23 protein-coding genes and 1 pseudogene are annotated in these 24,258 nt (G+C 53.1%); 13 read left to right on the forward strand and 11 right to left on the reverse strand.

From position 1 onward, the window contains the following. The first annotated feature begins 221 nt into the window (after positions 1–221). The 4 genes from HHI26_RS00455 to htpX all read left to right on the forward strand — a co-directional run bounded on the left by HHI26_RS00455 (position 222) and on the right by htpX (position 4,643). Entirely contained in the window at positions 222–722 is a 501-nt protein-coding gene (locus HHI26_RS00455) for a GAF domain-containing protein (RefSeq protein ID WP_133841815.1), read from the forward strand. A 96-nt stretch (positions 723–818) separates the two neighbouring features. After that, positions 819–1,511: an RNA chaperone ProQ gene (proQ, locus tag HHI26_RS00460; RefSeq protein ID WP_133841816.1), complete on the forward strand. Its 693-nt coding sequence runs from the start codon at positions 819–821 to the stop codon at positions 1,509–1,511. Positions 1,512–1,530: 19 nt separating this feature from the next. Further along, positions 1,531–3,576 carry a carboxy terminal-processing peptidase gene (gene prc / locus HHI26_RS00465; RefSeq protein WP_167863786.1) on the forward strand — a complete coding sequence of 682 codons (2,046 nt, stop codon included), beginning with the start codon at positions 1,531–1,533 and terminating at the stop codon, positions 3,574–3,576. A gap of 185 nt (positions 3,577–3,761) precedes the next feature. Beyond that, positions 3,762–4,643: a protease HtpX gene (gene htpX / locus HHI26_RS00470; RefSeq protein WP_133841818.1), complete on the forward strand. Its 882-nt coding sequence runs from the start codon at positions 3,762–3,764 to the stop codon at positions 4,641–4,643. 51 nt (positions 4,644–4,694) lie between these two features. Here the strand turns inward: htpX and HHI26_RS00475 are convergent, their stop codons facing one another. Then, positions 4,695–6,068: an MFS transporter gene (locus HHI26_RS00475; RefSeq protein WP_171148396.1), complete on the reverse strand. Its 1,374-nt coding sequence runs from the start codon at positions 6,066–6,068 to the stop codon at positions 4,695–4,697. Positions 6,069–6,256: 188 nt separating this feature from the next. Between HHI26_RS00475 and kdgR the strand changes: the two genes are divergently transcribed. Next, positions 6,257–7,048: a DNA-binding transcriptional regulator KdgR gene (gene kdgR, locus HHI26_RS00480; RefSeq protein WP_133841820.1), complete on the forward strand. Its 792-nt coding sequence runs from the start codon at positions 6,257–6,259 to the stop codon at positions 7,046–7,048. A 38-nt stretch (positions 7,049–7,086) separates the two neighbouring features. Here the strand turns inward: kdgR and HHI26_RS00485 are convergent, their stop codons facing one another. Further along, positions 7,087–7,323: a YobH family protein gene (locus HHI26_RS00485; protein WP_133841821.1), complete on the reverse strand. Its 237-nt coding sequence runs from the start codon at positions 7,321–7,323 to the stop codon at positions 7,087–7,089. Between the two features lie 230 nt (positions 7,324–7,553). On the opposite strand from HHI26_RS00485, the gene HHI26_RS00490 reads away from it, so the two are divergent. The 5 genes and pseudogenes from HHI26_RS00490 (at position 7,554) to rlmA (ending at position 10,780) form a co-directional block, all read left to right on the forward strand. Next, positions 7,554–7,829 (forward strand): YebO family protein, encoded by a 276-nt coding sequence (locus tag HHI26_RS00490; RefSeq protein ID WP_133841822.1) that lies wholly within the window; start codon positions 7,554–7,556, stop codon positions 7,827–7,829. A gap of 19 nt (positions 7,830–7,848) precedes the next feature. Beyond that, positions 7,849–8,853 (forward strand): MBL fold metallo-hydrolase, encoded by a 1,005-nt coding sequence (locus HHI26_RS00495; RefSeq protein WP_171148397.1) that lies wholly within the window; start codon positions 7,849–7,851, stop codon positions 8,851–8,853. Between the two features lie 539 nt (positions 8,854–9,392). Beyond that, a pseudogene (locus HHI26_RS00500) lies at positions 9,393–9,464 on the forward strand (DUF2627 domain-containing protein); the annotation flags it as partial. Positions 9,465–9,549: 85 nt separating this feature from the next. Then, positions 9,550–9,759, forward strand: a complete 210-nt coding sequence (gene cspE, locus HHI26_RS00505; protein ID WP_001062678.1) for a transcription antiterminator/RNA stability regulator CspE — start codon at positions 9,550–9,552, stop codon at positions 9,757–9,759. Positions 9,760–9,922: 163 nt separating this feature from the next. Further along, the gene (gene rlmA / locus HHI26_RS00510) at positions 9,923–10,780 is read left to right on the forward strand and encodes a 23S rRNA (guanine(745)-N(1))-methyltransferase (RefSeq protein ID WP_133841824.1); all 858 of its coding nucleotides are present in this window, start codon (positions 9,923–9,925) and stop codon (positions 10,778–10,780) included. Here rlmA and HHI26_RS00515 read toward each other — a convergent pair. From HHI26_RS00515 to manX, 4 genes are all read right to left on the reverse strand, one after another. Next, entirely contained in the window at positions 10,761–11,219 is a 459-nt protein-coding gene (locus HHI26_RS00515; RefSeq protein WP_133841825.1) for a DUF986 family protein, read from the reverse strand. The genes rlmA and HHI26_RS00515 overlap by 20 nt on opposite strands. Positions 11,220–11,337: 118 nt before the next feature. Continuing rightward, the gene (locus tag HHI26_RS00520; protein ID WP_133841826.1) at positions 11,338–12,186 is read right to left on the reverse strand and encodes a PTS mannose transporter subunit IID; all 849 of its coding nucleotides are present in this window, start codon (positions 12,184–12,186) and stop codon (positions 11,338–11,340) included. A gap of 15 nt (positions 12,187–12,201) precedes the next feature. Then, complete coding sequence (locus HHI26_RS00525; RefSeq protein WP_133841827.1) at positions 12,202–13,002, reverse strand: PTS mannose/fructose/sorbose transporter subunit IIC; 801 nt, start codon at positions 13,000–13,002, stop codon at positions 12,202–12,204. A gap of 57 nt (positions 13,003–13,059) precedes the next feature. Further along, on the reverse strand, positions 13,060–14,019 hold the full coding sequence (gene manX / locus HHI26_RS00530; RefSeq protein ID WP_171148398.1) for a PTS mannose transporter subunit IIAB: 960 nt from the start codon (positions 14,017–14,019) through the stop codon (positions 13,060–13,062). Between the two features lie 517 nt (positions 14,020–14,536). On the opposite strand from manX, the gene HHI26_RS00535 reads away from it, so the two are divergent. Beyond that, the gene (locus HHI26_RS00535) at positions 14,537–16,099 is read left to right on the forward strand and encodes a TerC family protein (protein WP_133841829.1); all 1,563 of its coding nucleotides are present in this window, start codon (positions 14,537–14,539) and stop codon (positions 16,097–16,099) included. A gap of 81 nt (positions 16,100–16,180) precedes the next feature. Here HHI26_RS00535 and HHI26_RS00540 read toward each other — a convergent pair whose 3' ends face one another. The 4 genes from HHI26_RS00540 to pabB form a co-directional block, all read right to left on the reverse strand. Beyond that, positions 16,181–17,743, reverse strand: coding sequence for an EAL domain-containing protein (locus HHI26_RS00540; RefSeq protein WP_133841830.1), 1,563 nt, complete (start codon positions 17,741–17,743; stop codon positions 16,181–16,183). Positions 17,744–17,983: 240 nt separating this feature from the next. After that, positions 17,984–19,348 carry an L-serine ammonia-lyase gene (locus HHI26_RS00545; RefSeq protein WP_133841831.1) on the reverse strand — a complete coding sequence of 455 codons (1,365 nt, stop codon included), beginning with the start codon at positions 19,346–19,348 and terminating at the stop codon, positions 17,984–17,986. Between the two features lie 192 nt (positions 19,349–19,540). After that, positions 19,541–20,113 carry a CoA pyrophosphatase gene (locus HHI26_RS00550; protein WP_171148399.1) on the reverse strand — a complete coding sequence of 191 codons (573 nt, stop codon included), beginning with the start codon at positions 20,111–20,113 and terminating at the stop codon, positions 19,541–19,543. Beyond that, a complete protein-coding gene (gene pabB / locus HHI26_RS00555; protein ID WP_159336540.1) occupies positions 20,103–21,470 on the reverse strand; it encodes an aminodeoxychorismate synthase component 1 in 1,368 nt (455 codons plus the stop codon). The genes HHI26_RS00550 and pabB overlap by 11 nt, the downstream gene beginning before the upstream one ends. Positions 21,471–21,586: 116 nt before the next feature. On the opposite strand from pabB, the gene HHI26_RS00560 reads away from it, so the two are divergent. Continuing rightward, positions 21,587–21,817 (forward strand): YoaH family protein, encoded by a 231-nt coding sequence (locus HHI26_RS00560; protein ID WP_133841834.1) that lies wholly within the window; start codon positions 21,587–21,589, stop codon positions 21,815–21,817. 36 nt (positions 21,818–21,853) lie between these two features. On the opposite strand, the gene HHI26_RS00565 is transcribed toward HHI26_RS00560, so the two are convergent. Next, positions 21,854–22,198, reverse strand: a complete 345-nt coding sequence (locus tag HHI26_RS00565; protein WP_171148400.1) for a RidA family protein — start codon at positions 22,196–22,198, stop codon at positions 21,854–21,856. Positions 22,199–22,330: 132 nt separating this feature from the next. On the opposite strand from HHI26_RS00565, the gene HHI26_RS00570 reads away from it, so the two are divergent. Then, positions 22,331–24,250 (forward strand): ATP-dependent DNA helicase, encoded by a 1,920-nt coding sequence (locus HHI26_RS00570; RefSeq protein ID WP_159336542.1) that lies wholly within the window; start codon positions 22,331–22,333, stop codon positions 24,248–24,250. The last annotated feature ends 8 nt before the right edge of the window (positions 24,251–24,258 follow it).

The raw sequence follows: 24,258 nt of genomic DNA on the forward strand, positions 1-24,258 counted from the left end.
TCCCGATCGTGCTTTAGCCCAAACAGCGCAGGTGCAGGGCAGGGTTAGGCTGATTAACGCCATGAGAGCAAGACTCAGTATAGCCATGCTTCAGTATTCGGATAATTCTAAGGTTATAGTAACTAACAGAATGATTCATCTGATCCGCTGGTTTTTTAATGCTTAATTTTTCGGGCGATGCAGCCTGACGGTGTCGTCTTCGTTTCTACAATGGTTAAACAATGACAAAAGCAGAATTTTATACCGACCTCAATCGTGATATGCGTGCCTTACTCAGTGGCGAAACCAGCTTTCTGGCGGTGATGGGCAATTGTAGCGCGCTTTTATACGAACGTCTTGATGGGGTTAACTGGGCAGGTTTTTATTTGTTAACGGAAGAAAAAACGCTGGTTCTGGGGCCATTCCAGGGGAAAATCGCCTGTGTGCGTATTCCTGTGGGGCGTGGTGTCTGTGGAACGGCCGTGGCAGAGAATACCGTTCAGCGCGTTGATGACGTGCACGCATTCCCCGGACATATCGCTTGTGATGCCGCCAGTAATGCAGAAATTGTGTTGCCGCTGGTGGTTAATGGCAGTGTTATTGGTGTTTTGGACATTGATAGTGTGGAATATAACCGCTTTGACAGTGAGGATGAAGCGGGGCTAAAAGCGTTGACGGACGGGCTTTGCGAGGTGCTTGCCGGATCGGATGTGGAAAAATTTATTCACATGAAACGCACCTAAAGCGCTGGATCACGTAGCAATTGCTGATGGTGTCATTATAATGACGCCTGTTCATGCCCGCGCTGATTGGCAAACCCGTTGTAATCAGGAAATTTCATGGAAAATCAACCTAAGTTGAATAGCACCAAAGAAGTCATCGCCTTTCTGGCAGAGCGTTTTCCACAATGCTTTAGCGCAGAAGGGGAAGCACGACCACTTAAAATCGGCATCTTTCAGGATTTAGTCGACCGCGTGCAGGGCGAAATGAACTTGAGCAAAACTCAGCTTCGTTCAGCACTGCGTCTTTACACTTCCAGCTGGCGCTATCTTTATGGCATCAAAGCTGGCGCAGCGCGTGTTGACCTTGATGGTAATGCCTGTGGCCAACTGGACGAACAGCATGTTGAACATGCGCGTAAACAGCTTGAAGAAGCCAAAGCGCGTGTGCAGGCACAACGCGAACAGCAGCAGGCGAAAAAGCGTGAAGCGGGTGAAGAAACCACACCGCGTCGTCCGCGCAAACCTGTTCGTAAACCTGCGGCAGAAGGTGAGCAGCCACGTAAAGTGCGCAGCAAACCCGCTCGTCCTCAGGTCGAATCAGGCTCTTCCGCACCTCGTGTAGAAACTCAGCCGGAGCCACGCAAACCGGTTACCGACACATCAGCGTTGCAAGTTGGCCAGAGCATTAAAGTTACCGCAGGTAAAAGTGCAATGGATGCCACTATTTTGGAAATTTCAAAAGATGGCGTTCGGGTGCAGTTAGCTTCCGGCCTGGCAATGATAGTACGCGCAGAACACTTGCAGTTCTGATACGGAGGCTAATCAGGGCATGAACACTCTTTTTAAAAGCACCATCATTGCGGGCCTGTTTATCGCAGGCAATGTTTTTGCGGCTGACAATATCTCGCGCGCCGATCAAATCCCGCAGTTACATCAGGAAGCACAGCATGCCACTGTCAGTGAGCGTGTGACCTCCCGTTTCACCCGTTCCCATTATCGCCAGTTCGATCTCGACAAAGATTTTTCCGTTAAAATCTTTGAGCGCTATCTGAACTTGCTCGACTACAGCCACAATGTGTTGCTGGAGTCGGATATTACGCAATATGCGGACAAGAAAACGACGCTGGGCGACGAGTTAAAAACCGGCCAGCTTTCGGCGTTTTATGATCTCTACAATCTGACACAGAAACGCCGTTTTGAACGTTATCAGTACGCACTCTCCGTGCTGAATAAGCCGATGGTTTTCACCGGCAATGACACCATTGATATCGACCGCAGCAAAGCGCCATGGCCTAAAAGCACCGCAGAGCTCAACGCCCTGTGGGACGCGAAGGTCAAATATGATGAGCTGAGCCTCAAGCTGGCCGGTAAAGATGAGAAAGAGATCCGTGAAGTTCTGACTAAACGTTATCAGTTCGCGGTACGCCGTCTGGCGCAAAGCAATAGCGAGGACGTCTTCCAGCTGGCAATGACGGCATTTGCGCACGAAATTGATCCGCATACCAACTACCTCTCTCCACGTAACACCGAGCAGTTCAATACCGAAATGAGCCTGTCTCTGGAAGGTATTGGTGCGGTGCTGCAAATGGATGATGACTACACCGTGATCAATTCCATGGTGGCGGGTGGCCCTGCAGCCAAGAGCAAAACGATCACCGTTGGCGATCGCATTGTCGGTGTTGGCCAGCCAGGTAAGCCGGTGGTCGATGTGATCGGCTGGCGTCTGGACGATGTGGTTGCGCAGATTAAAGGGCCAAAAGGCAGCAAAGTTCGCCTGGAGATCCTGCCTGCCGGTAAAGGAACCAAAACCCGTACCGTCACGCTGACGCGTGAAAAAATCCGTCTGGAAGATCGCGCGGTGAAAATGACCGTGCATAACGTTGGCAAACAGAAAGTCGGCGTGCTGGATATCCCCGGCTTCTATGTTGGTCTGACCGATGACGTGAAAGTGCAGTTGCAGAAACTGCAAAAGCAGAATGTTGACAGTATTGTTATCGACCTGCGTACTAACGGCGGTGGGGCTCTGACGGAAGCGGTATCGCTTTCTGGTCTGTTTATCCCGGGCGGCCCTGTTGTGCAGGTGCGTGATAATAACGGCAAAATTCGTCAGGATAGCGACAACGACGGTGTGACCTATTACAAAGGTGCGCTGGTGGTGCTGGTTGACCGCTTCAGTGCTTCAGCGTCTGAAATCTTTGCCGCTGCAATGCAGGATTATGGCCGTGCGCTGATTGTCGGTGAACCGACGTTCGGTAAAGGCACCGTGCAGCAGTATCGCTCACTGAACCGTATCTACGATCAGATGTTGCGCCCTGAGTGGCCAGCGTTGGGATCTGTACAGTACACCATTCAGAAGTTCTATCGTATCAACGGCGGCAGCACACAACGGAAAGGGGTGACCCCTGATCTGCTGATGCCGACCGGCGTGGAAGCGGTGGAAACCGGCGAGAAGTTTGAGGACAATGCCTTGCCGTGGGACAGCGTTAAAGCCGCGACCTACGTGAAAATGGGTGACCTCAAGCCGCTGGAACCGAAACTGATCCAGCAACATCAGGATCGCATCGCGAAAGATGCAGAGTTCCAGTACATCATCAAAGATATTGCTCGTTTCAATGCGAATAAAGAGAAGCGCAATATCATCTCGCTCAATCTGGCCGAGCGTGAAAAAGAGAACCGGGAAGATGATGCGCTGCGTCTGGAACGCATCAATGCACGTCTGAAAGCAGAAGGCAAAAAGGCCCTGGTAAAACTGGACGATTTGCCGAAAGATTATAAAGAGCCTGACCCGTATCTCGATGAAACGGTGAAGATTGCTGAAGACCTGGCGCAGCTGGAAAAACAGCAGCCGCCAGCGACCCCAGCCGCGGCGAAATAAGCCCAACAGGCACAGCATTCGCTGTGCCTTTTTTATTCCCTCCTGGCGTGGTGCGTAAAAAGTAAGACAAAGTGTAAAGTTATGTCTTTTTAAGCACTTAAAGATTAAGAGTGCTTGAAATGCACAGTATTGACCTTACGATGGTGTTACGCGAATAGCGGAATAACTGAGGAAGAATAAATTTTATGATGCGTATTGCTCTTTTCCTGTTAACCAACCTTGGGGTTATGGTGGTGTTCGGGCTGATCCTCAGCCTGACAGGGATCCAGTCAAGCAGTGTTATGGGCCTGATGATCATGGCGGGTCTGTTTGGCTTCGGCGGTGCGTTTGTTTCACTGCTGATGTCGAAATGGATGGCGTTACGTTCCGTCGGCGGTGAAGTGATTGAACAGCCGCGTAATGAAACCGAACGCTGGCTGATGGAAACCGTAGGCCGCCAGGCACAGCAGGCAGGCATCGCGATGCCGCAGGTGGCTGTGTACCATGCGCCCGATATCAATGCTTTTGCAACGGGTGCGCGTCGTGATGCTTCACTGGTCGCGGTATCAACCGGCCTGTTGCAGAACATGAGCCGTGATGAAGCAGAAGCGGTGCTGGCACATGAAATTAGCCATATCGCTAACGGTGACATGGTCACCATGACGCTGATTCAGGGTATTGTGAACACCTTTGTGATCTTCATCTCGCGTATTTTAGCGCAGCTGGCGGCAGGCTTTATGTCTGGCAACCGCGATGAAGAAGGGGGCAGCAACGGTAACCCGATGGTGTATTTTGTGGTTTCAATGGTACTGGAGCTGGTCTTTGGTATTGTTGCCAGCATCATCACCATGTGGTTCTCACGTCACCGTGAGTTCCATGCGGACGCGGGGGCTGCACGTCTGGCCGGCCGTGAGAAGATGATTGCCGCGCTGCAACGCCTTAAAACCAGTTATGAGCCACAGGAAGCCAGCAGCATGATGGCGTTCTGCATCAACGGGAAGTCTAAGTCGCTGAGTGAGCTTTTTATGTCTCACCCGCCGCTGGACAAACGTATTGAAGCGCTGCGTAGTGGTGAATACCTGAAGTAACCACCCACACTGCTCAATTAAAAACCCGCCTTCTGGCGGGTTTTTTTATGCTCAAACGTTACGTGGTTGAGTGATGCGCAGAGCGCTGACCAGCGCGGCGACGGTGGCGAAGCTGCCTGCCAGTAGCAGCGAAAGATGAGTACCCTGGGTGGCAAAGAGGTTAAACATCAGTGCCACCAGCGCAGCACCGCTGGCCTGACCCAGCAGTCTTGCCGTACCCAGCATCCCGCTGGCACCCCCGCTACGATGGCGCGGGGCAGAAGAGATAATGGTGTGGTTGTTGGGCGACTGGAACAGACCAAATCCGGCACCGCACAGTATCATTCGCCAGATAATATCGCCGTCAGCCGGGCTGGCAGGCAACAAAGCCAGAACAAATAACCCGCTGGCAAACATTGCCAGCCCAATAGCGCCCAATAGCCCGGCGTGAACGCGTTCAATCAGCCTGCCAGCAATCGGTGCCATCACCATGGTGGCCAGCGGCCACGGCGTTAGCAGCAGCCCCGTGGCGACCTCGCTCCGCCCCAGTGCGCTTTGCAAAAAGAACGGCAGTGAAACCATCGCCAGCATCTGCGCACAGAAAGAACAGACCGATGTGCCAATTGACAATGCAAAGACCGGGATGCGGAAAAGATCCACCGGCAGCAGCGGAAATGTCATTCTAAGCTGACGGCGAATAAACAGGGTGCCAACAACCAGGAGCAACAACAGCTCTGCCAACAGTAGCCTGCCATCCACTCCCTGGGCGAACCCACTCAGCAGCGAGATAAGCAGGCCGAAGGTGAGAGCGTTCATCACACCGCTGGCGACGTCAAAACGCTGCCCCTGAGACTTCTGCTGATTGTCTGGCAGGAAACGCAGGGCGAGATACAGTGCGGCAATGCCGACCGGGATATTGATCAGAAACAGCCACTGCCAGGAGGCGAAAGACAGTATCGCAGCGGCCACCGTTGGCCCCGCGGCGCTGGAGACGGCGACAATCAGCGAATTAATTCCCATACCGCGCCCGAGGTGGCGCTGGGGATAGATAATACGTATCAGTGCGGTGTTGACGCTCATCAGCGCTGCGCCGCCGAACCCTTGCAACACGCGGGCGAAGGTTAACATGCTCAGCGAGTCTGAGAGGGCGCAGAATAATGACGTGCAGGTAAACAGCACCAGGCCGCACTGGTAAACGCGGCGATAACCCAGCATATCACCCAGAAAAGAGAGCGACAGCAACGAGACAATAATCGCCAGCTGGTAGGCATTCACAATCCAGATGGACTGTGCCGGGCTGGCATGAAGCTCGCGAGCGATGGTCGGTAGTGCAACGTTGGCAATGGCACCATCAAGCACAGCGACAGTAATGCCGAGCGCAATGGCCACAATGGCCCCGTAGCGTTGGGGTAACGGTAAACCGTCAGTCGGTGATTCAGGCGGCATGGTGATGAAATAGTCAGAGGGGCGAATATCACCATGCTAATGGTTTTTACGATTTTTTCCAGTCTGTAACTGGCTGAAAACTATCACCGGATGTGTCCGTCATCACGCGCAGGTCGTTGCACACTCAGGGTGCGGGCCGTATAATGGAAATAGCGTTCCATTTTTTATAAAACACTTAAAGGTAAAACATGATCAGTGCCGATTCAGATAAACAACCAGACTCCGTCTCTTCGGTCATGAAAGTGTTTGGCATTTTGCAGGCGCTGGGCGAGGAACGTGAAAATGGTATCACCGAGCTTTCGCAGCGGGTGATGATGTCGAAAAGTACCGTTTACCGTTTTCTGCAGACCATGAAAACCCTGGGCTACGTCTCACAGGAAGGGGAGTCTGAGAAGTATGCGCTGACCCTTAAACTGTTCGAGCTGGGCGCAAAAGCATTACAGAATGTCGATCTGATCCGCAGTGCCGATGTACAGATGCGTGATATTTCGCGTCAGACGAAAGAAACGATCCACCTTGGGGCCCTGGAAGAAGACAGTATTGTTTACATCCATAAGGTGGATTCATTATACAACCTGCGTATGTATTCCCGTATTGGTCGTCGTAATCCACTCCACAGCACGGCAATTGGTAAAGTGCTGCTGGCCTGGCGAGACCGCGCAGAAGTCGAGGAGATTCTGACGGGTGTCGAGTTTACCCGCAGCACGTCAAGGACGCTCGACAGCGCTGCAGCACTGTTACCTGCGCTGGACCAGGTGCGTTCTCAGGGCTTTGGTGAGGATAATGAAGAGCAGGAAGAAGGTCTACGCTGTATTGCGGTGCCAGTCTTTGATCGCTTCGGCGTGGTGATTGCTGGTCTGAGTATTTCATTCCCGACCATTCGTTTCTCAGAAGAACATAAAAAAGGATACGTCGCGATGCTGCATCAGGCGGCGAAAAACATCTCCGAGCAGATGGGCTACCACGACTATCCTTTCTGATACGGAATGGGCCAGCAGTGCGCTGGCCCGATTGTCTGTCAGTTGTCGACCACTTCCGAGCTCTTCCTCAGCAGAGGACAGTCTGTCACGCCGATGATCCCGCTATCAGTATGCAGATACTGCGCAATCACCATGCCGCGTGCTGTCAGATACTGGCACTGAAGCCCCATTCCCGCGACATTTTTGTTGCTGCCTGTCAGAACGCCATAGCCTGTCAATAGCATTGCCAGCCAGATGATGACCAGCAATGCAACGATCCGTAGCAAAAATTTCATGTGTATCCCCTTATTATTGTTCAGGCGGTGTCCTCACTGCCCGCGCTAAGCATAGCACCATGCAGGTTACTGGTACTAAAAACGATAAGAGGATACTGAAAGCGCGGAACATTTCTGTCGCAGTACGTTGAGTATTTTGTGATGCAGCTATCAATTAACGCCCGAGCAGGTAAAATCATCTCGGCGGCGCTAACGTACTTCGGTAGCCCATTTTCAGTTTTGAGGCATGTATGAACGAAATGACGACAGGTGCGATGGATATCGCATCAATGGGTGTGGTGACTGTCCTGGTCATTATTGGGCTGGTAGTCTGGTTTTTTGTTAATCGGGCCAGCGTCAGGGCAAATCAGCAAATTCAGTTGCTGGAAGCACTGCTGGAAGAGCAGAAAAAACAAAATGTGTTGCTGCGCCGTCTGACCGATTCGGTTGCGGGTAAAGAGCAGGCAGAAAAAACCACGGATACCGCTGAGAACAAAGATTTTACCCGTCTGATTCCGGAGCGTTAATTTCATCAAGGAGCCGTCAATGGCCTGGCAGAATCCCTGGTACGACCCTGAAAAACCTCACCATACCCCGGAGGGGTTTCGTAACCTGGAGCCAGATTTGCGCCAGAACGGCGATCTCAAACGCTGGCGGCAAGAACGTAAGCAGCAGGGATTACCCCGGCCCCCGGCGCAAGGCTATGAACAGTTCATCAGGCAATGGTGGCAGCCCGCCGATCTTAGCGGTGAACAGGATGCCGTCTGGTGGCTGGGTCATGCCTGCATGCTGCTACGTACCGCCGGACATTATACCCTGATCGATCCTGCGCTCTCATTACGCGCTTCCCCCCTTAGTTTTTATGGTCCACAGCGTCAAACGCCGTCTGCGCTGGCGATTGAGGATTTACCCCGGCTGGATGTGGTGCTGATCTCCCACAATCATTACGACCACCTTGATCGTCCAACGATAAAAAAAATTCTACGTCGTTTTCCGCAGGTCACCTTTGTGGTGCCGCTAGGATTGGAAACGTGGTTTAAGCATCGCGGTGCACGTCAGGTCGTGCCGCTCGACTGGTGGCAGCAGACTCAGGCGTACGGGTTAACCTTTCACGCAGTGCCTGCACGCCACTGGAGTATGCGTACGCTGTGGGACCGAAATCGTTCATTGTGGTGCGGCTGGGTCATAAAAAGTCAGACGCTTAATTTCTGGTTTAGCGGCGACAGCGGTTATTGGGAGGGGTTACTGGAGATCCCAAGACGGTTAGGGCCGTTTACACTTGCTGCCTTGCCGGTCGGTGCTTATGCACCAAAATGGTTCATGCAGTCTCAGCATATGGACCCTGACCAGGCCGTCTCGCTCCATCAGGCAATAGGTGAGCCTGTGACGATCCCGATCCACTGGGGGGTATTTGAGCTTGCCGATGAATCACTGGATGACCCCCCTCAGGTACTGGAGCAGGCAATGCTGTCCGCAGGGCTGGATTTGACCCGTTTTAAGCCGTGGATAATCGGAGGTAAAATGCTGCTGGATAATATCGATTCGGATTGACCTTAACCCTGTTTTCTTATATCGCAGTGAAAATTAAGAACCCGGATCTAATAATGCAAATAGAGTGATTTGATTGTGATAATACGCGGGGTCAGATCAATGCTTTTAAATGGGGCAATGAGTTAGCGACTTTCATGATTTTGGTGCAATACAAATATACACTGGCGCTAATGCCGGATTTTTGTACAAGTGGAGGTGGCCTTACTCCCGTTATTGTGTGTTTATCAACGATAACTTTCGTCAATGCTTTGCCATATTTATGCAATAATTTTCGCGCAAAATATAAGGTTTACACCTTATCAGCATAGACTTCATGGCATCTGCGGTTTAAAATATCGCTCAGCCTGAGCAGGCAGTGAAAGGGGTCAGCAGGGGAATGAGGTGTTCATCGTTGATGAAGCGTCATGCATGTACGTGCAATCTGTATCGGCTATCGTTTCAAATGTGTGCGACATCACTATCTCTGTTTAAAAATGACTTGCCATTAATTAACGGATATGTGATAAAACATTCGGGTAAAACGAGGTACAGTTCTGTTTATGTATGGCATCTTCAGTAAAGAAGTTCTGAGTAAAGACGTTGACGTTGAATTCCACTTCCTTGCCGATCTTTAATTTAGTGCCTCATGCAGTTATGTCTCTGGTTTTTCTGTAAGTAAAGCCCACGGGCGAATAAACACTCTAAGGAATTTGCAAAATGGCAAAGATTAAAGGTCAGGTTAAGTGGTTCAACGAGTCTAAAGGTTTTGGTTTCATCACTCCTGCTGACGGCAGCAAAGATGTATTCGTACATTTCTCTGCAATCCAGGGTAATGGCTTCAAAACTCTGGCTGAAGGCCAGAACGTTGAGTTCGAAATTCAGGACGGCCAGAAAGGCCCTGCTGCTGTGAACGTCACCGCTATCTAATTTTCGATCTGAGCCTGTCATTGCCGCCCTGCGTGTAATCCAGGCTGAAATCTGAATACTAAAGCCTCGTCAGAAATGACGGGGCTTTTTTGCGTCATTGTCTGCGGGATTTTCATCGGGGTTTGCAGTAAACTGCCGCGTCATCTGTTTATGGAGTGTTGTTATGTCGTACCAGTGTCCTCTCTGCCAGCAACCGCTGCTGTTTAATCAGCGTATTTACAGCTGCTCAAATCATCATCAGTTTGATCAGGCGAAAGAGGGCTACGTCAATTTGTTGCCGGTACAGCATAAACGCTCTAAACAGCCGGGTGACAGCGCTGACATGATGCAGGCAAGACGCAACTTCCTGGATGCCGGGCACTACCAGCCGCTGCAACAACAGGTCTGTGATTTACTGGTGCGTGTTTTGCCACAGCCGCCTGTCAGCGTGCTGGATATTGGCTGTGGGGAGGGGTATTACACCCATGAAGTGGCCAACCGCCTGGAAGCGCAGGGGGAGGCGAAAGTCTACGGTCTGGATGTGGCGAAGATTGCCGTTCGTGCCGGGGCAAAGCGTTATGGCAACGTTGAGTTCTGCGTGGCTTCCAGCCATCGTCTGCCGTTCAGTGATAATCAGTTTGATGCCGTGCTGCGCATCTACGCACCCTGCAAGGCTGAGGAGCTGGCGCGCGTAGTCAGACCTCAGGGCTACGTGTTGACAGTGACGCCCGGTCCACGCCATCTGATGCAGTTTAAAGCGCTGATTTACCAGGATGTGCAGTTGCACGATACCACGCCTGAAGAGATGCCTGGCTTTACGCTGGTCGAAGAGCAGCAGCTAAGCTATCCCATGACATTGAACAGCGAAGAGTCTGGCGCCTTGTTGCAGATGACGCCTTTCGCCTGGCGTGCGCGCCCTGAAGTGTGGGGAATTCTTGCCACCACCGAACAGTTCTCCTGTGAGACAGATTTCACCCTGCGTCTGTGGCAGCGCGACAGCGCTTCTGCCATCGCGATGGATGTTAGCGACTCTCCAGCATAACCTGATAAATCTTCTCCAAATCATCGAGCTGACGCACATGGATCAGTAAACGACGGTTTTCCAGTGCAATCACCAGCACGCCATCTTCAGACAGGTTGATGGCGCTGATACGCCCCCAGGGGATAAAAACGTTAGCGTAGAAAAAACCATGCTGCTTTAGCAGCAGCTTCGGTGCGCGTATCCAGAATAACCACGCCGTCAACGCACCCAGCGCCATGAGCAACAGAGTGGTGATCTGCGGACCCTGGTCACTCACATTCTTGTATAAGAGAATACCCAGCAGGACGATGAAAATCAGGCTGTCGAGCTTATTACGCCGTTGCAACAGGACTTTCAGCCGCGTTGGACCCTGCAAACGGTCCATGATCAGTTCGTCGTAAAGCCCATAAAGAAAAATCAAAACAATAAACAGAATAATCAGGTAATCAGTCAAAAACATATCAGCGTCCAAAAAAAGGGCCAGACTGTGCTGGCCCCTGAGAGAATATGTGATGAACTCGTCATACTTCAAGTCCCCAGGAGGGGACTCGAATGATGTAGAGTTGAGTGATACGTTGTTATACGCCCAGCAGGCCGACCCAGTAACCGAAAATACCAATCACGAAGAAGCCCATGATAATCCACAATGCGTTGACTTTGCGACGCAGCAGCCACATACACCCGAAGGTCAACAGCAGCGGAATTAAGCCCGGCATCAACTGATCAAGAATGGATTGCACAGTGGTGACCGTAGTTTTTCCGGTCTGGTCAGTGATCCTCGATACAACCAGCGGCACGTTAACGTGGGTCCATTTGTTGACCAGCGCCCCCATCACAAAGAGGCCGAGAATGGACGCCCCCTCAGTCAGTTTTTGCAGGAAGCCGCCGCCCATATCACTGACGATATCCACCCCTTTGCGGTAGCCATAAGCCACGCCGTAATAACGTACCAGTAAACGCACCAGGTTAAACAGTACGAAGAACAGCAGTGGGCCCAGCAGGCTGCCACTCATGGCGATACCCGCACCCAGTGCCGCAAATACCGGGCGCACGGTTCCCCAGAAGATCGGGTCACCCACGCCGGCCAGCGGCCCCATCAGGCCCACCTTGATACCGTTAATCGCGGCATCATCGATGGCGGCACCGTTCGCACGCTGCTCTTCCATCGCCATCGTTACGCCGAGCACGGGTGCGGCAACGTAGGGATGGGTATTAAAGAATTCCAGATGGCGTTTGATCGCCTGTTTACGGTCGTCGTTGTTCTCCGGATACAGACGGCGGATCACCGGCACCATGGAATAACAGAATCCCAGCGCCTGCATACGTTCGAAGTTCCACGAACCCTGGAACAGGTTTGAGCGTAAGAACACACCGCGGATGTCGCCTGGTGTTAATTTCTTCTGCGTAGTGGTAGTTGTATCAACCATTTCTCTCACCTTTCCTTAATCGAGTTCGTTATCAAGGTCATTATTCGCCGGGCCTGAGGCCTGCGCACCAGCAACACGGTTATATTTCGGTGCCAGCTGGATGTACAGGATGGCCATCACCACACCAATCACGCCCAGCGCAACCAGGTTGAAGCTGGTGAATGCCGCGGTCACGAAACCGAGGTAGAAGAACGGCATCAGATAACCGGCACGCATCATGTTAATCACCATCGCGTAACCCACCACCACGATCATGCCACCGGCAATATTCAGGCCGTTAGTGACCACGTCTGGGATCGAGTTCAGCAGTTCCTGCACGATGTGGGTGCCAACAGAGACGCCAACAATCAGTGCCGGGATGGCGATACGCATCGCCTGCAATACCAGCGCAGAGACGTGGATCCATGAGATAGCGGTTAAATTACCTTTTTCGGCTGCCTTATCGGCCGCATGCTGGAAGGCAACGGTGATGGTACGCACGATGATGGTCAGCACCTGACCAGCTGCTGCCAGCGGGATAGCAAGGGCAATACCAGCACCCACGCTCTGCCCACCCGCAATAACCAGAATGGTCGAGATGATAGACGCCAGTGCGGCATCCGGGGCCACGGCGGCACCGATATTCATCCAGCCCAGCGCGATCATCTCCAGCGTACCACCGATGATAATGCCTGTTTTCATATCGCCGAGAACGGCGCCAATTAACGTACAGGCCACTAATGGCCGGTGGAACTGAAATTCATCGAGGATTGATCCCATACCTGCAATACAGGCGACGATAAAAATCAGAACAATTTGCAGCGTGGTAATCTCCATTACACTTTTCCTCTTTAATGCCAGAACGGAGTTCAACCTGAAACATCAGGCCACGGGCTACTGAGCTATTTTGCCGATCAGGTCCATCATTTTCAGTTTCTGATCGCTGGACACTTTGCGCACTTCCAGTTCGATACCGCGATCGTTCAGCTTTTTAAACGCCTCAATATCTTTCGCATCAACCGAAACGGCATTGTTCACCTGGGTTTTACCCTGACGGAATGCCATACCTCCGATGTTCACTGAGGGGATGGTGACACCTTCTTCGACCAGGCGGACAACGTCGGTGGGATTGGTGAATAACAGCATGACTTTGTCTTTGCCGTATTTCGGGTTATTCCACACACGGATCATCTTAGCGACATCAACCACATGCGCGGTGACACCGGGTGGGGCAACCTGGGTGAGGAGCGTTTTACGGACGTTGTCAGCGGCGACTTCATCACTGACGACAATAATACGTGTGACGTTGGTTTCTTTGGTCCAGCGTGTAGCAACTTGCCCGTGGATCAGGCGGTCATCGATGCGTGCCAGCCCGATTTTCATATGCTCACCGGGCTGAAGAGGAGCCTGCGGAGCGGCAGGGGCTTTCGTTATAGCGGCAGGTGTCGCTTCAGGAATTTTGGCTTTCAGTGCTTTGACGCCCTCGCGCCCGGTTTCAACGGCCAGTGCGACCAGTTCATCGAACGTGGAGTTATCGTCACGTGCCATCAGCACTTCGACCAGCATCGGAATATTGACCCCGGCGACAACGTCATAACCTGGTTTATCGACAACAAGGCGGCTGGCGGCGTTAAACGGGCTGCCTCCCCATGTATCAACCAGAAACAGCACACCCTGCGTACTGTCCATCTCAGCCAGCCGCGCCTGGTATTTCTCCATCAGCGTTTCGGCATTTTCCCCGGGGACAAAGTCGATCCAGCCGACATTTTCCTGTTCCCCTAACAGCATTTCGGCGGTTTTCAGCAGTTGCTCTGCTGCCCAGCCGTGCGTGCCAATCATAATAGCAATAGTCACTTGCTACCTCCTGTATCAGTTGGCAACGGCTTTGTCTGCAAGCCGCGCGAGGTTCACCTGAATCCTGTTGCATCCAGTATGATTGAGGTCCAACTTTTAGTGCAGCGCGGTGAGAATGTATCAGCGCCTTTAAACACACAGCGTAGTAACGGGAATTATTTTAGTACGCGAAAAAATAAATTATGTGACGGTGCTCAGCTATTTAGACGTTAATCGCGATTTCTGGAACGTTGATGAAACATTATCCAGAAATGTGCAGCACGCCGCGGGAGTGTAAGAAATTATTTTGACGCGCATGTTTCACCTGATAGAGTAGGGATCCTTTTTCAATACAGGAGTAACGGGCCTCAGCCCTCCCTATGGACTGTCACCGAAGTCGCTCAATGATGCCGCCGGGCTTTCCGGTACCGCTTTTAACGTCTCCTGACGTAACCGTACATTCCTCTTGTTGTCATCCCTGCTGCACGCTCATTCGAACGTCTGCTGCGTATTGCCGTTCCTTTTTCCGGAGTCTGTCATGGAATTTCTCTTAGACCCCTCAATCTGGGCAGGTCTCTTCACGCTCATCGTTCTTGAGATCGTACTGGGTATTGATAACCTGGTCTTTATTGCCATCCTTGCCGACAAACTGCCACCGAAGCAGCGCGATAAAGCGCGTCTTATTGGCCTGTCGCTGGCGCTGATTATGCGTCTGGGACTGCTGTCGCTGATTTCATGGATTGTGACGTTAACCACCCCGCTGTTTAGCATTGGCGAGTTCAGCTTCTCCGGACGCGACCTTATTCTGCTGCTCGGGGGACTTTTCCTGTTGTTCAAAGCCACGATGGAACTCCATGAACGGCTGGAAAACCGCGACATGAACGCCGGCGGGAATAAAGGTTATGCCAGTTTCTGGGCGGTGGTAGTGCAGATCGTTATTCTTGATGCCGTGTTCTCGCTTGATGCCGTGATCACAGCGGTCGGGATGGTAAACAATCTGGCGATTATGATGACGGCCGTGGTGATCGCGATGGGGGTGATGTTGCTGGCCTCTAAGCCGCTGACAAACTTCGTCAACGCGCACCCGACGGTAGTGGTGCTGTGTCTGAGCTTCCTGTTGATGATTGGTCTCAGCCTGGTGGCAGAAGGCTTTGGTTTCCATATACCGAAAGGTTACCTGTATGCTGCGATCGGCTTCTCAATCCTGATCGAGTTGTTCAACCAGATTGCGCGCCATAACTTTATGCGCCATCAGGAAAGACGACCAATGCGTGAGCGTACCGCTGAGGCGATTCAGCGCCTGATGGGTGGCCGCCGCCAGAGCGAAAATCACAGCAGTGAGAGCAGCGAAGTTGCCGCCATCATGCCGCAGGAAGCGTTTAAAGACGAAGAGCGTTACATGATCAATGGCGTACTGACGCTGGCTTCACGCTCTGTACGCAGCATTATGACGCCACGCGGTGAGATTTCCTGGGTGGATGCAACGCGCCCGATGGACGAAATTCGCCTCCAGCTTCTGGACACGCCGCACAGCTTATTCCCGGTCTGTCGTGGAGAGCTGGATGAAATCATCGGCGTGGTGCGTGCCAAAGAGCTGCTGGTTGCCCTCGATCATGGTATTGATGTTGCCAGCTTTGCCTCGGGCACACCGCCGATTATCGTGCCGGAGACGCTTGACCCGCTGAATCTGCTGGGCGTGCTGCGCCGCGCCAAAGGCAGCTTTGTGGTCGTGACGAATGAGTTCGGTGTGGTGCAGGGGCTGATTACGCCGCTGGATGTGCTGGAAGCGATTGCGGGTGAATTCCCGGACGAAGATGAAACCCCGGATATTATCGCAGATGGTGATGGATGGCTGGTGAAAGGCGGTACGGATCTGCACTCGCTGCAGCAGTTGCTGGATACGCAGGAACTGGTAAGGCCGGAAGACGATCATGCATCGCTGGCGGGTCTGTTGATTGAGCAGAAAGGGCAGTTACCTAAGCCTGGTGAAGTCATTGAGCTACTGCCACTGCGCTTCCAGATTATCGAAGCCACTGATTATCGCATTGACCTGGTTCGTGTGACGAAACAGCGCGATGAGCACGACGAAGACGAACAATAAAAAAAGGGCGCCAGGTCTTCACCGGGCGCCCCTTAACAATATTGTTACGGGCAGAACCTGCAAAGGTCTGCCCGTTTTCGATCAGGCATCCAGTGTTTCTTCATGATTCACCAACCAGTCAGGGAAATCCCCTAATGGCATCGGGCGGGCATAGAAGTAACCCTGCAACACATCCACGCCTTTCTCACGTAGATAAGCCGCCTGCTCTGCGGTTTCCACCCCTTCGGCTACCAGGCTGATATTCAGCCGTTGCGCCAGCGAGATCACCATGTCGGTCACCGTCGCATTAATCGCATCTGTTCCAATCGCCGCTGTGAACACCTTATCGATTTTGAGCACGTCCGGGCTGAGTGTCTTCAGGTAGGAGAGCGAACTGTGCCCCGTACCAAAGTCATCAATAGCCAGTTTGACCCCAATCTTATGCAGATGGGAGACGACGCGCTGATCGACAACCGGCAGTGAATCACGCTCTGTCAGCTCAACGATAAGCTGAGGTTTCGGGTTTGCCGGCCACCACAGACGCTGTAAATCATCAATAATCGCCCGATCGTGGAAGTGACTAGCTGCAACGTTGATAGCAATATGGAACGACTTACAGCCAGGCAAATCGGGCAGATGGCGAACCACCTCGCTGATAACAAAACGTGTCAGCGGAGCAATCAGATTCTGCCGTTCAGCCAGCGGGATAAACACATCCGGCGGTATCCATCCCTGACGGGGATTATGCCAGCGTAACAGCAGTTCAATACCGTCGCAGGCGCCGCTGCGAGCGTTGATCAGCGGCTGACAGTAAACCATAAACTCACGTGCGGTAATGCCATAGCTGATTTGCCAGGACAAACTCATGCGGTTGGCGGTTGCCAGCCAGACAATGTATCCCATCAGTAAACTTAACAGCAGCGCCAGTGGCAGTTGCGAAGGTACCGTCATCAATGCCAGACGGGAAGGGGATGGCCCAAAAAGTGTAATAGAGAACGGGTAACGTAACGACGATTCTTCGTAGCTGACTTCATCTTCCGATGGCACCGCCGTTTCGATCATTGGGTTGCCGTATTCGAGACTCTTCCCTCCGACATTGAAAATGGCGCGTTCTACCCAGGGGAGCGTTGGCTCCAACAGATAGTTGGTCATCAGCTCAATGTTGATGATCTGAATAATACCTGAACGGTTATCCAGCGAACGCGGTGTCCAGAACAATAATACCGGAGACCCCTTAATCAGATGCTCATCCACCGCCAGCAGCATTCGCTGGTTATTCACCGCCAGTTCAGGGTAGTTATCAGTAAATGGAATATCCGAACTGCCATAAATGCTCGAACAATAAATCCGGTCTTCATCGACCAGTAAAATGGATCTGACCGTCTGTAATGACGCCAGTTTCTCAATCAGTGGGAAACGGATTTCACCACAGGTGAGCCCTACCAGACCAATGGTGTTATTCGCCGCCACATCCAGTGGCGAAAACATGCGATCAAAACGCTGGATGGCATTATCGGCAAATGTGCGCGACTGCTGCTCTATTCGGCCTTTCTCTTCCATAAAACGGAAGGTTAATGTGAGAATGAGCACCAACGCGGCAACAACCGCAGCGATGAGTAACCGCTTACGGCGAAACTGTCCGAATACTTCCTGGGACATTTGCATCAGTAACCACCCTTAGATCAAGACGCGTATATAGAGACCGAATACCAATTATCGGCAACTGAGGCATTAAGTTTAGTAGTGTTGAAGAGAAAAGCTGAATGGCTCAAAAACAGGAACTTACTCTCACAAGACACGCCAAAACACTTTAGCTATTTCCTGCTGTTGGCGATAGCCGGGAGCTAAACTATTTTTGCTGAATGGCGCAAAAAGAAACGCCACCGGGGAGGTGGCGTTGATGAATCAATCACACTGGACTTTTATCGCCAGTCCACCGCGCGATGTCTCGCGGTATTTAGCATTCATATCCTTGCCCGTCTCGTACATGGTCTCGATCACTTTATCGAGTGAGACGCGCGCTTCGCTGGTACGGCGCATCGCCATACGGGCGGAGTTAATCGCTTTTACCGAGGCAATCGCATTACGTTCAATGCACGGCACCTGCACCTGTCCGGCAACCGGGTCACAGGTCAGCCCCAGATTGTGCTCCATGCCGATTTCCGCCGCCACACAGACCTGCTCCGGGCTAGCCCCCAGCAGTTCTGCCAGACCCGCCGCCGCCATGGAGCAGGCAACGCCCACTTCACCCTGGCAACCGACTTCCGCGCCGGAGATAGAGGCGTTCATTTTATACAGAATGCCAATGGCGCCAGAGGCCATAAAGTAACGGGTAAAGATTTCAGGGGTGACAGGCTCAATAAAGTGGTCATAGTAAGCCAGTACCGCAGGGACGATGCCGCATGCGCCGTTAGTCGGTGCCGTCACAACACGGCCACCGGCCGCATTCTCTTCATTCACGGCGAGAGCAAACATATTGACCCAGTCGATGACAATCATCGGGTCGCTGGACATTTTATCAGAGGACACCAGCAGGCGGCGCAGCGCCGAAGCACGGCGCGGTACACGCAGTGGGCCTGGCAGCACGCCTTCAGTGTTCAACCCGCGATCGATACATTCACGCATCGTCTGCCAGATATCGGTGAAATAGCGCTCGATATCGGCACGGCTGTGCACGGCCTGTTCGTTCTTCATGATCATGCCGGAGAGCGACAGTCCGGTCATCTGGCAGTGGGCCAGCATCTCTTTTGCCGAGTTGAACGGATAAGGAACGGCGACTTCATTCACCACCGATTTACCGAAGTTCTCTTCGTCAACAATAAAGCCGCCGCCAACAGAATAGTAGGTTTTGCTGTAGATACGCAGGTCGCCAGCAAAAGCGTGAATGGTCATGCCATTCTCATGCAGCGACAGGTTATCGCTGCGGAACACCATGCCGCCTTCACGTGGGAAATCAACTTCGTGGGCACCGCTGGCCAGCAGCAGGCGCTGGCGCTCTTCGACATCACGGATAAAGGCAGGGATAGCATCGATATCAACGCTTTCCGGCGAGGCGCCAGACAGCCCCATAATAATGGCGATATCGGTATGGTGGCCTTTGCCCGTCAGGGACAGAGAACCATAGACATCGACAGCAATACGCGTCACCGAAGAGAGCTGGCGATTGTTCACCAGATCGTCGACGAACTGTTTGCCGGCTTTCATTGGGCCAACCGTATGAGAACTTGACGGGCCAATGCCGATCTTAAACATGTCGAAAACGCTAATCACGTTGTACGCTCCTTGGAGGATTTTTAATCACGCAGTGGGAGAAGATTTCGGGTACCCACAATTTGCGTGAAATATAAATGAAAAAACGCCGTATTGCAGTGATTTGGATCGCCATGTGGCAATAATCTGGTGAAAAATAATGTAAAGGCGCTTTTTGAAGCAACTAATGGCTGTATTTTAGCCTGTTTATCGTTATTTAGCCACTTGCAGGCTCAACTGGCGAATAATTCCGGCGGTCATACCCCAGATAAAGTAGTCATCGAACCATGAAAGCCAGACGCGGTGCATCTGTCCTGAGCGCTGGATATCCAACGGCGCATAACGCCCGAGACGCAGCGCTTCACGCAACGGCATCTCAAATACCGATTCCACTTCATCTTCATTTGCATGCCAGTTAAGACCCGGCGGCAGCACGCCAACCACTGGCGTGACCTGAAAACCGGTGCTGCTGGTCACCGGGGGCAGCACGCCAATAACCCGCACAGCATCGGGCGGTATGGCGACTTCTTCCTGCGCTTCACGCAGGGCGGTAGCCACCAGAGAAGCATCGCTGCTGTCCATCATGCCTCCGGGGAAAGCCACCTGGCCCGCATGCTTGCGCAGTGACGCGGCGCGACGTGTCAGCAGTAACGTCGGTTCAGGATGCGCAATAATCGGCACCAGGACTGCAGCCTGTCGACGAGGCAAATTTTGCTTGCCTGCCTCTGGCGGTTGCAGCATGAAACGCGTCAGAAAGCGCGTGAGTGATGGATGCTCAGCGTTCATCAGGCGGTGACTCCAGGCAGGGCAAAATGCGATTCACTTTATCAAACGTCTCCTGATACTCAGAGGCTTCATCGCTGTCGGCGACAATACCGCCGCCGGCAGCACAATATAGCGTACTGTCTTCAGCAATCAGGGTGCGAATGGTGATGCTGGTATCCATCCGCCCGCAGACGCTGATATAGCCGATACTGCCACACCAGGCATTACGCCGTTGAGGTTCCAGCGTTTCAATAATTTCCATCGCCCGTACTTTTGGTGCGCCGGTAATGGAGCCGCCGGGGAAACAGGCGCGCAGTAAATCACAGGCGGTCAGTTCAGGCTTCAGCACGGCGGTAATGGTGCTGACAAGATGATGGACTGCCGGGAAAGGCTCGACGACAAATAACTCAGGGACGTTGACACTGCCCGGCGTTGCTACCCGACCGATATCATTGCGCAGCAGATCCACAATCATCAGATTCTCGCTGCGATCCTTCGGAGACTGCGCCAGCTTCTCGCCTTGCAGGCGATCTGCCACCGGGTCCGCGAGGCGGGGCAGCGTGCCTTTAATCGGGCGGGTTTCAATCTGCCGGTGGCGCAGTTTAATAAACCGTTCCGGAGAAAGGCTGAGGAGCACGCTGCCTGGCAGACGGATAAAGGCGCTAAACGGCGCGCGGTTAGCACGGCACAGCAGTAAAAAGGCCTGCCATTCATCACCGCAATAACGGGCGGCGAAGCGCTGCGCCAGATTGACCTGATAGCAGTCACCGGACAGTAACCACTGCTGGACCTGACGAAATTTTTCGCCGTATTGCTCACGCGTCATATTCGCCTGCCACGCGCTGGTGAGCTGGAAGGGGACGGCGGGTGTTGCCTGCTGAGCATCCAGCCACGCCAGACGCGCTGCGAGGTCGCCCTGAACCACCAGCGTTAGCGTCTTCTTGTGATGATCGGCGATTAACGCCCAGTCATAGATGCCCACCGCCATATCCGGTGTGGTCAGCTGTTGATCGGCCGTCGTGGGTATCCGCTCAAAACGGCGGCCCAGATCGTAACCAAACAGGCCAAGTGCGCCACCCTGAAAAGGCAGGTCATCCTGCTGCTGCGCCTGTAATCCGCAGGCTGTTAACTGCTGCTGGAGCAGCGCCAGCGGGTCGTCTTCGCTGACGCAGCAGGTGCTATCCTGTTCAATCACGGTCTGGATACCGCGCGTGGTCAGCGTCACCCGGGGGTCAGCGACCATAATATCGAATCGGTTATCACTGTGATCGGCGAAACCGGAATGCAGCAGCATCGCCCAGGGCCGATGGGACAGGCGGGCAAAATGATGCTCAACGGCATCTGGCGTATACTTGAGAAGATGATAAACAGGCGACATGGTTCTTCAGCAGAGAAAATTTCAATGAGACGCCAAGCGTGACATATTTTTATGCTGCTGGCATCTCTTTGTCGCCCGTGGAATAATCCGCACCGCAAATCACCCCAGGAGTCACTATGTCTACAGGATTACCCGCGTTATCACACGAACAGCAGCAGGACGCGGTTGAACGCATTCATAAGCTGATGTCAGAGGGAATGAGCAGCGGCGAGGCGATTGGCCTGGTGGCAGCTGAAATCCGTGAGAACCACACTGGCGGCAATGTTCCGGTGATGTTCGATGAAGATGAAGAAGATTACATGGGTGACAACAACCACGACGACGAAGAAGAAGAGTACGACGAATAAGTGGTTAACCCCTGCCAGCCCGGCAGGGGGAAAGCATTACCTGGCAGCAATCACTTTAATTTCGACCAGATATTTCGGGTTCATCAGGTTGGCCTGCACGGTGCAGCGCACCGGTGCGTTACCTGGAGACACCCACGCATCCCACGCGCGATTCATCGCCGCAAAATCCGATTTATTCACCAGAAAAATGGTGGCATCCAGAATCTTACTTTTGTCTGAACCGACGCGAGTCAGTAGTTTATCGATCACCGCCAGGGCATTCGCCGTCTGCGCTTCAGCATCGTCATCCAGATTTTCCGGCACGCTGGTGTAATACACCGTATCTTTATGTATAACGGCTTCGGACATACGATGTTCAGGATCAATACGTTCAATGGTCATGCTGGCTCCTTTTAAATGCACTCAAAACCGCGACAGACTGGCACAGATTAGCGGTGCCTGTCATCTAAAGGGTGGAGTGCGCTGGCGGATACTGCCATAATCACTGTCGTTTTAACCAGGTGGTGAGGGTATGTGGTAGACGATTTTGCAGCAGATGGCGCTCTGGCGCAGGCGATTCCCGGCTTCAGGCCACGTGAACCTCAGCGCGAGATGGCGGCTGCGGTAGCGCGTGCCATTGACAGCAAAAGTGAGCTGGTCGTGGAAGCCGGAACCGGTACGGGGAAAACCTATGCCTATCTGGCCCCGGCGCTGCGTTCGGGAAAAAAAGTGATCGTCTCGACCGGATCAAAAGCGTTGCAGGATCAGCTCTACAGCCGCGATCTGCCAACGGTGGCAAAGGCGCTCAAATTCAAAGGCATCATGGCGCTGCTGAAAGGGCGGTCCAACTATCTCTGCCTGGAGCGACTGGAGCAGCAGTCGATGGCCGGGGGCGAGCTGGCGGTGCAGGCAATGAGCGATCTCGTTCATCTCCGCGGCTGGTCAAACGAAACGGTGGATGGTGATATCAGCACCTGCGGTGGCGTAGCGGAAGACAGCACCATCTGGCCGCTGGTCACCAGCACCAACGATAACTGTCTGGGCAGTGACTGCCCGCAGTATAAAGACTGTTTTGTGGTGAAAGCGCGACGTAAAGCGATGGATGCTGATGTGGTGGTGGTCAATCATCATCTGTTCCTGGCCGATATGGTGGTGAAGGAGAGTGGCTTTGCCGAGCTGATCCCCGATGCCGACGTGATGATTTTCGATGAAGCACATCAGGTTCCGGATATCGCCAGCCAGTATTTCGGGCAACAACTTTCCAGCCGCCAACTGCTCGATCTGGCGAAAGACATCACCATTGCCTACCGCACCGAAGTCCGTGATATGCAGCAGCTCCAGAAGTCGGCCGATCGCCTGGCGCAAAGCACTCAGGATTTTCGTCTGTCATTAGGCGATCCCGGTTTTCGCGGTAACCTGCGAGAGCTGCTGAGCAACCCGCAGATCCAGCGTGCCCTGCTGCTGTTGGATGATGCACTTGAACTGTGTTACGACGTGGCGAAACTCTCACTGGGGCGCTCTGCGTTATTGGATGCGGCATTCGAACGTGCGTCACTTTATCGCGGGCGCCTGAAACGCCTGAAAGACACCACGCAGCCCGGTTTCAGCTACTGGTATGAATGTAACGCGCGTAATTTTGTACTGGCGTTGACCCCGCTCTCCGTTTCCGACCGTTTCCGTGAAGTGATGGATGAACGCCCGGCGAGCTGGATATTTACCTCAGCGACGCTGGCGGTGAATGAACAGATGACACACTTTGTTGAACGGCTTGGCGTGGGGAAGGCGGAGACGTTGATCCTCAACAGCCCGTTTGATTTCGCCCGCCAGGCGCTCCTCTGTGTGCCGCGTAACCTGCCTTCACCCAATCAGCCTGGCGGTGCCCGCCAGTTGGCCAGAATGATGAAACCGCTGATTGAAGCCAATAATGGCCGTTGCTTCTTCCTCTGTACGTCACATCAGGTGATGCGTGAGCTGGCGGCCGAGTTCCGTGCCTCGATGACGCTTCCGGTTTTGCTCCAGGGGGAAACCAGCAAGGGACAGATCCTCAAGCAGTTTGTTGCGGCAGGCAATGCGCTGCTGGTGGCGACGAACAGTTTCTGGGAAGGGGTGGATGTGCGTGGCGATGCATTATCACTGGTGATTATCGATAAGCTGCCGTTTACCTCGCCAGAGGATCCGTTGCTGAAAGCCCGCATGGAAGACTGTAAAGTCCGGGGCGGTGAACCGTTTGACGACGTCCAACTGCCCGATGCGGTGATCGCGCTTAAACAGGGTGTGGGACGTTTGATTCGTGACGTTGACGACCGTGGCGTGCTGGTGATCTGTGATAATCGTCTGGTGATGCGCCCTTACGGGGCGGTATTTCTTAACAGCCTGCCGCCAACGCCGCGCACGCGCGATCTGCAAAAAGCCGTGGACTTTCTCCAGTCAACGACGCAGCAGTCATTAATCTAACGGCGATG

This window comes from Erwinia sp. JH02, from assembly GCF_013074405.1.
Lineage (GTDB): Bacteria > Pseudomonadota > Gammaproteobacteria > Enterobacterales > Enterobacteriaceae > Erwinia > Erwinia rhapontici.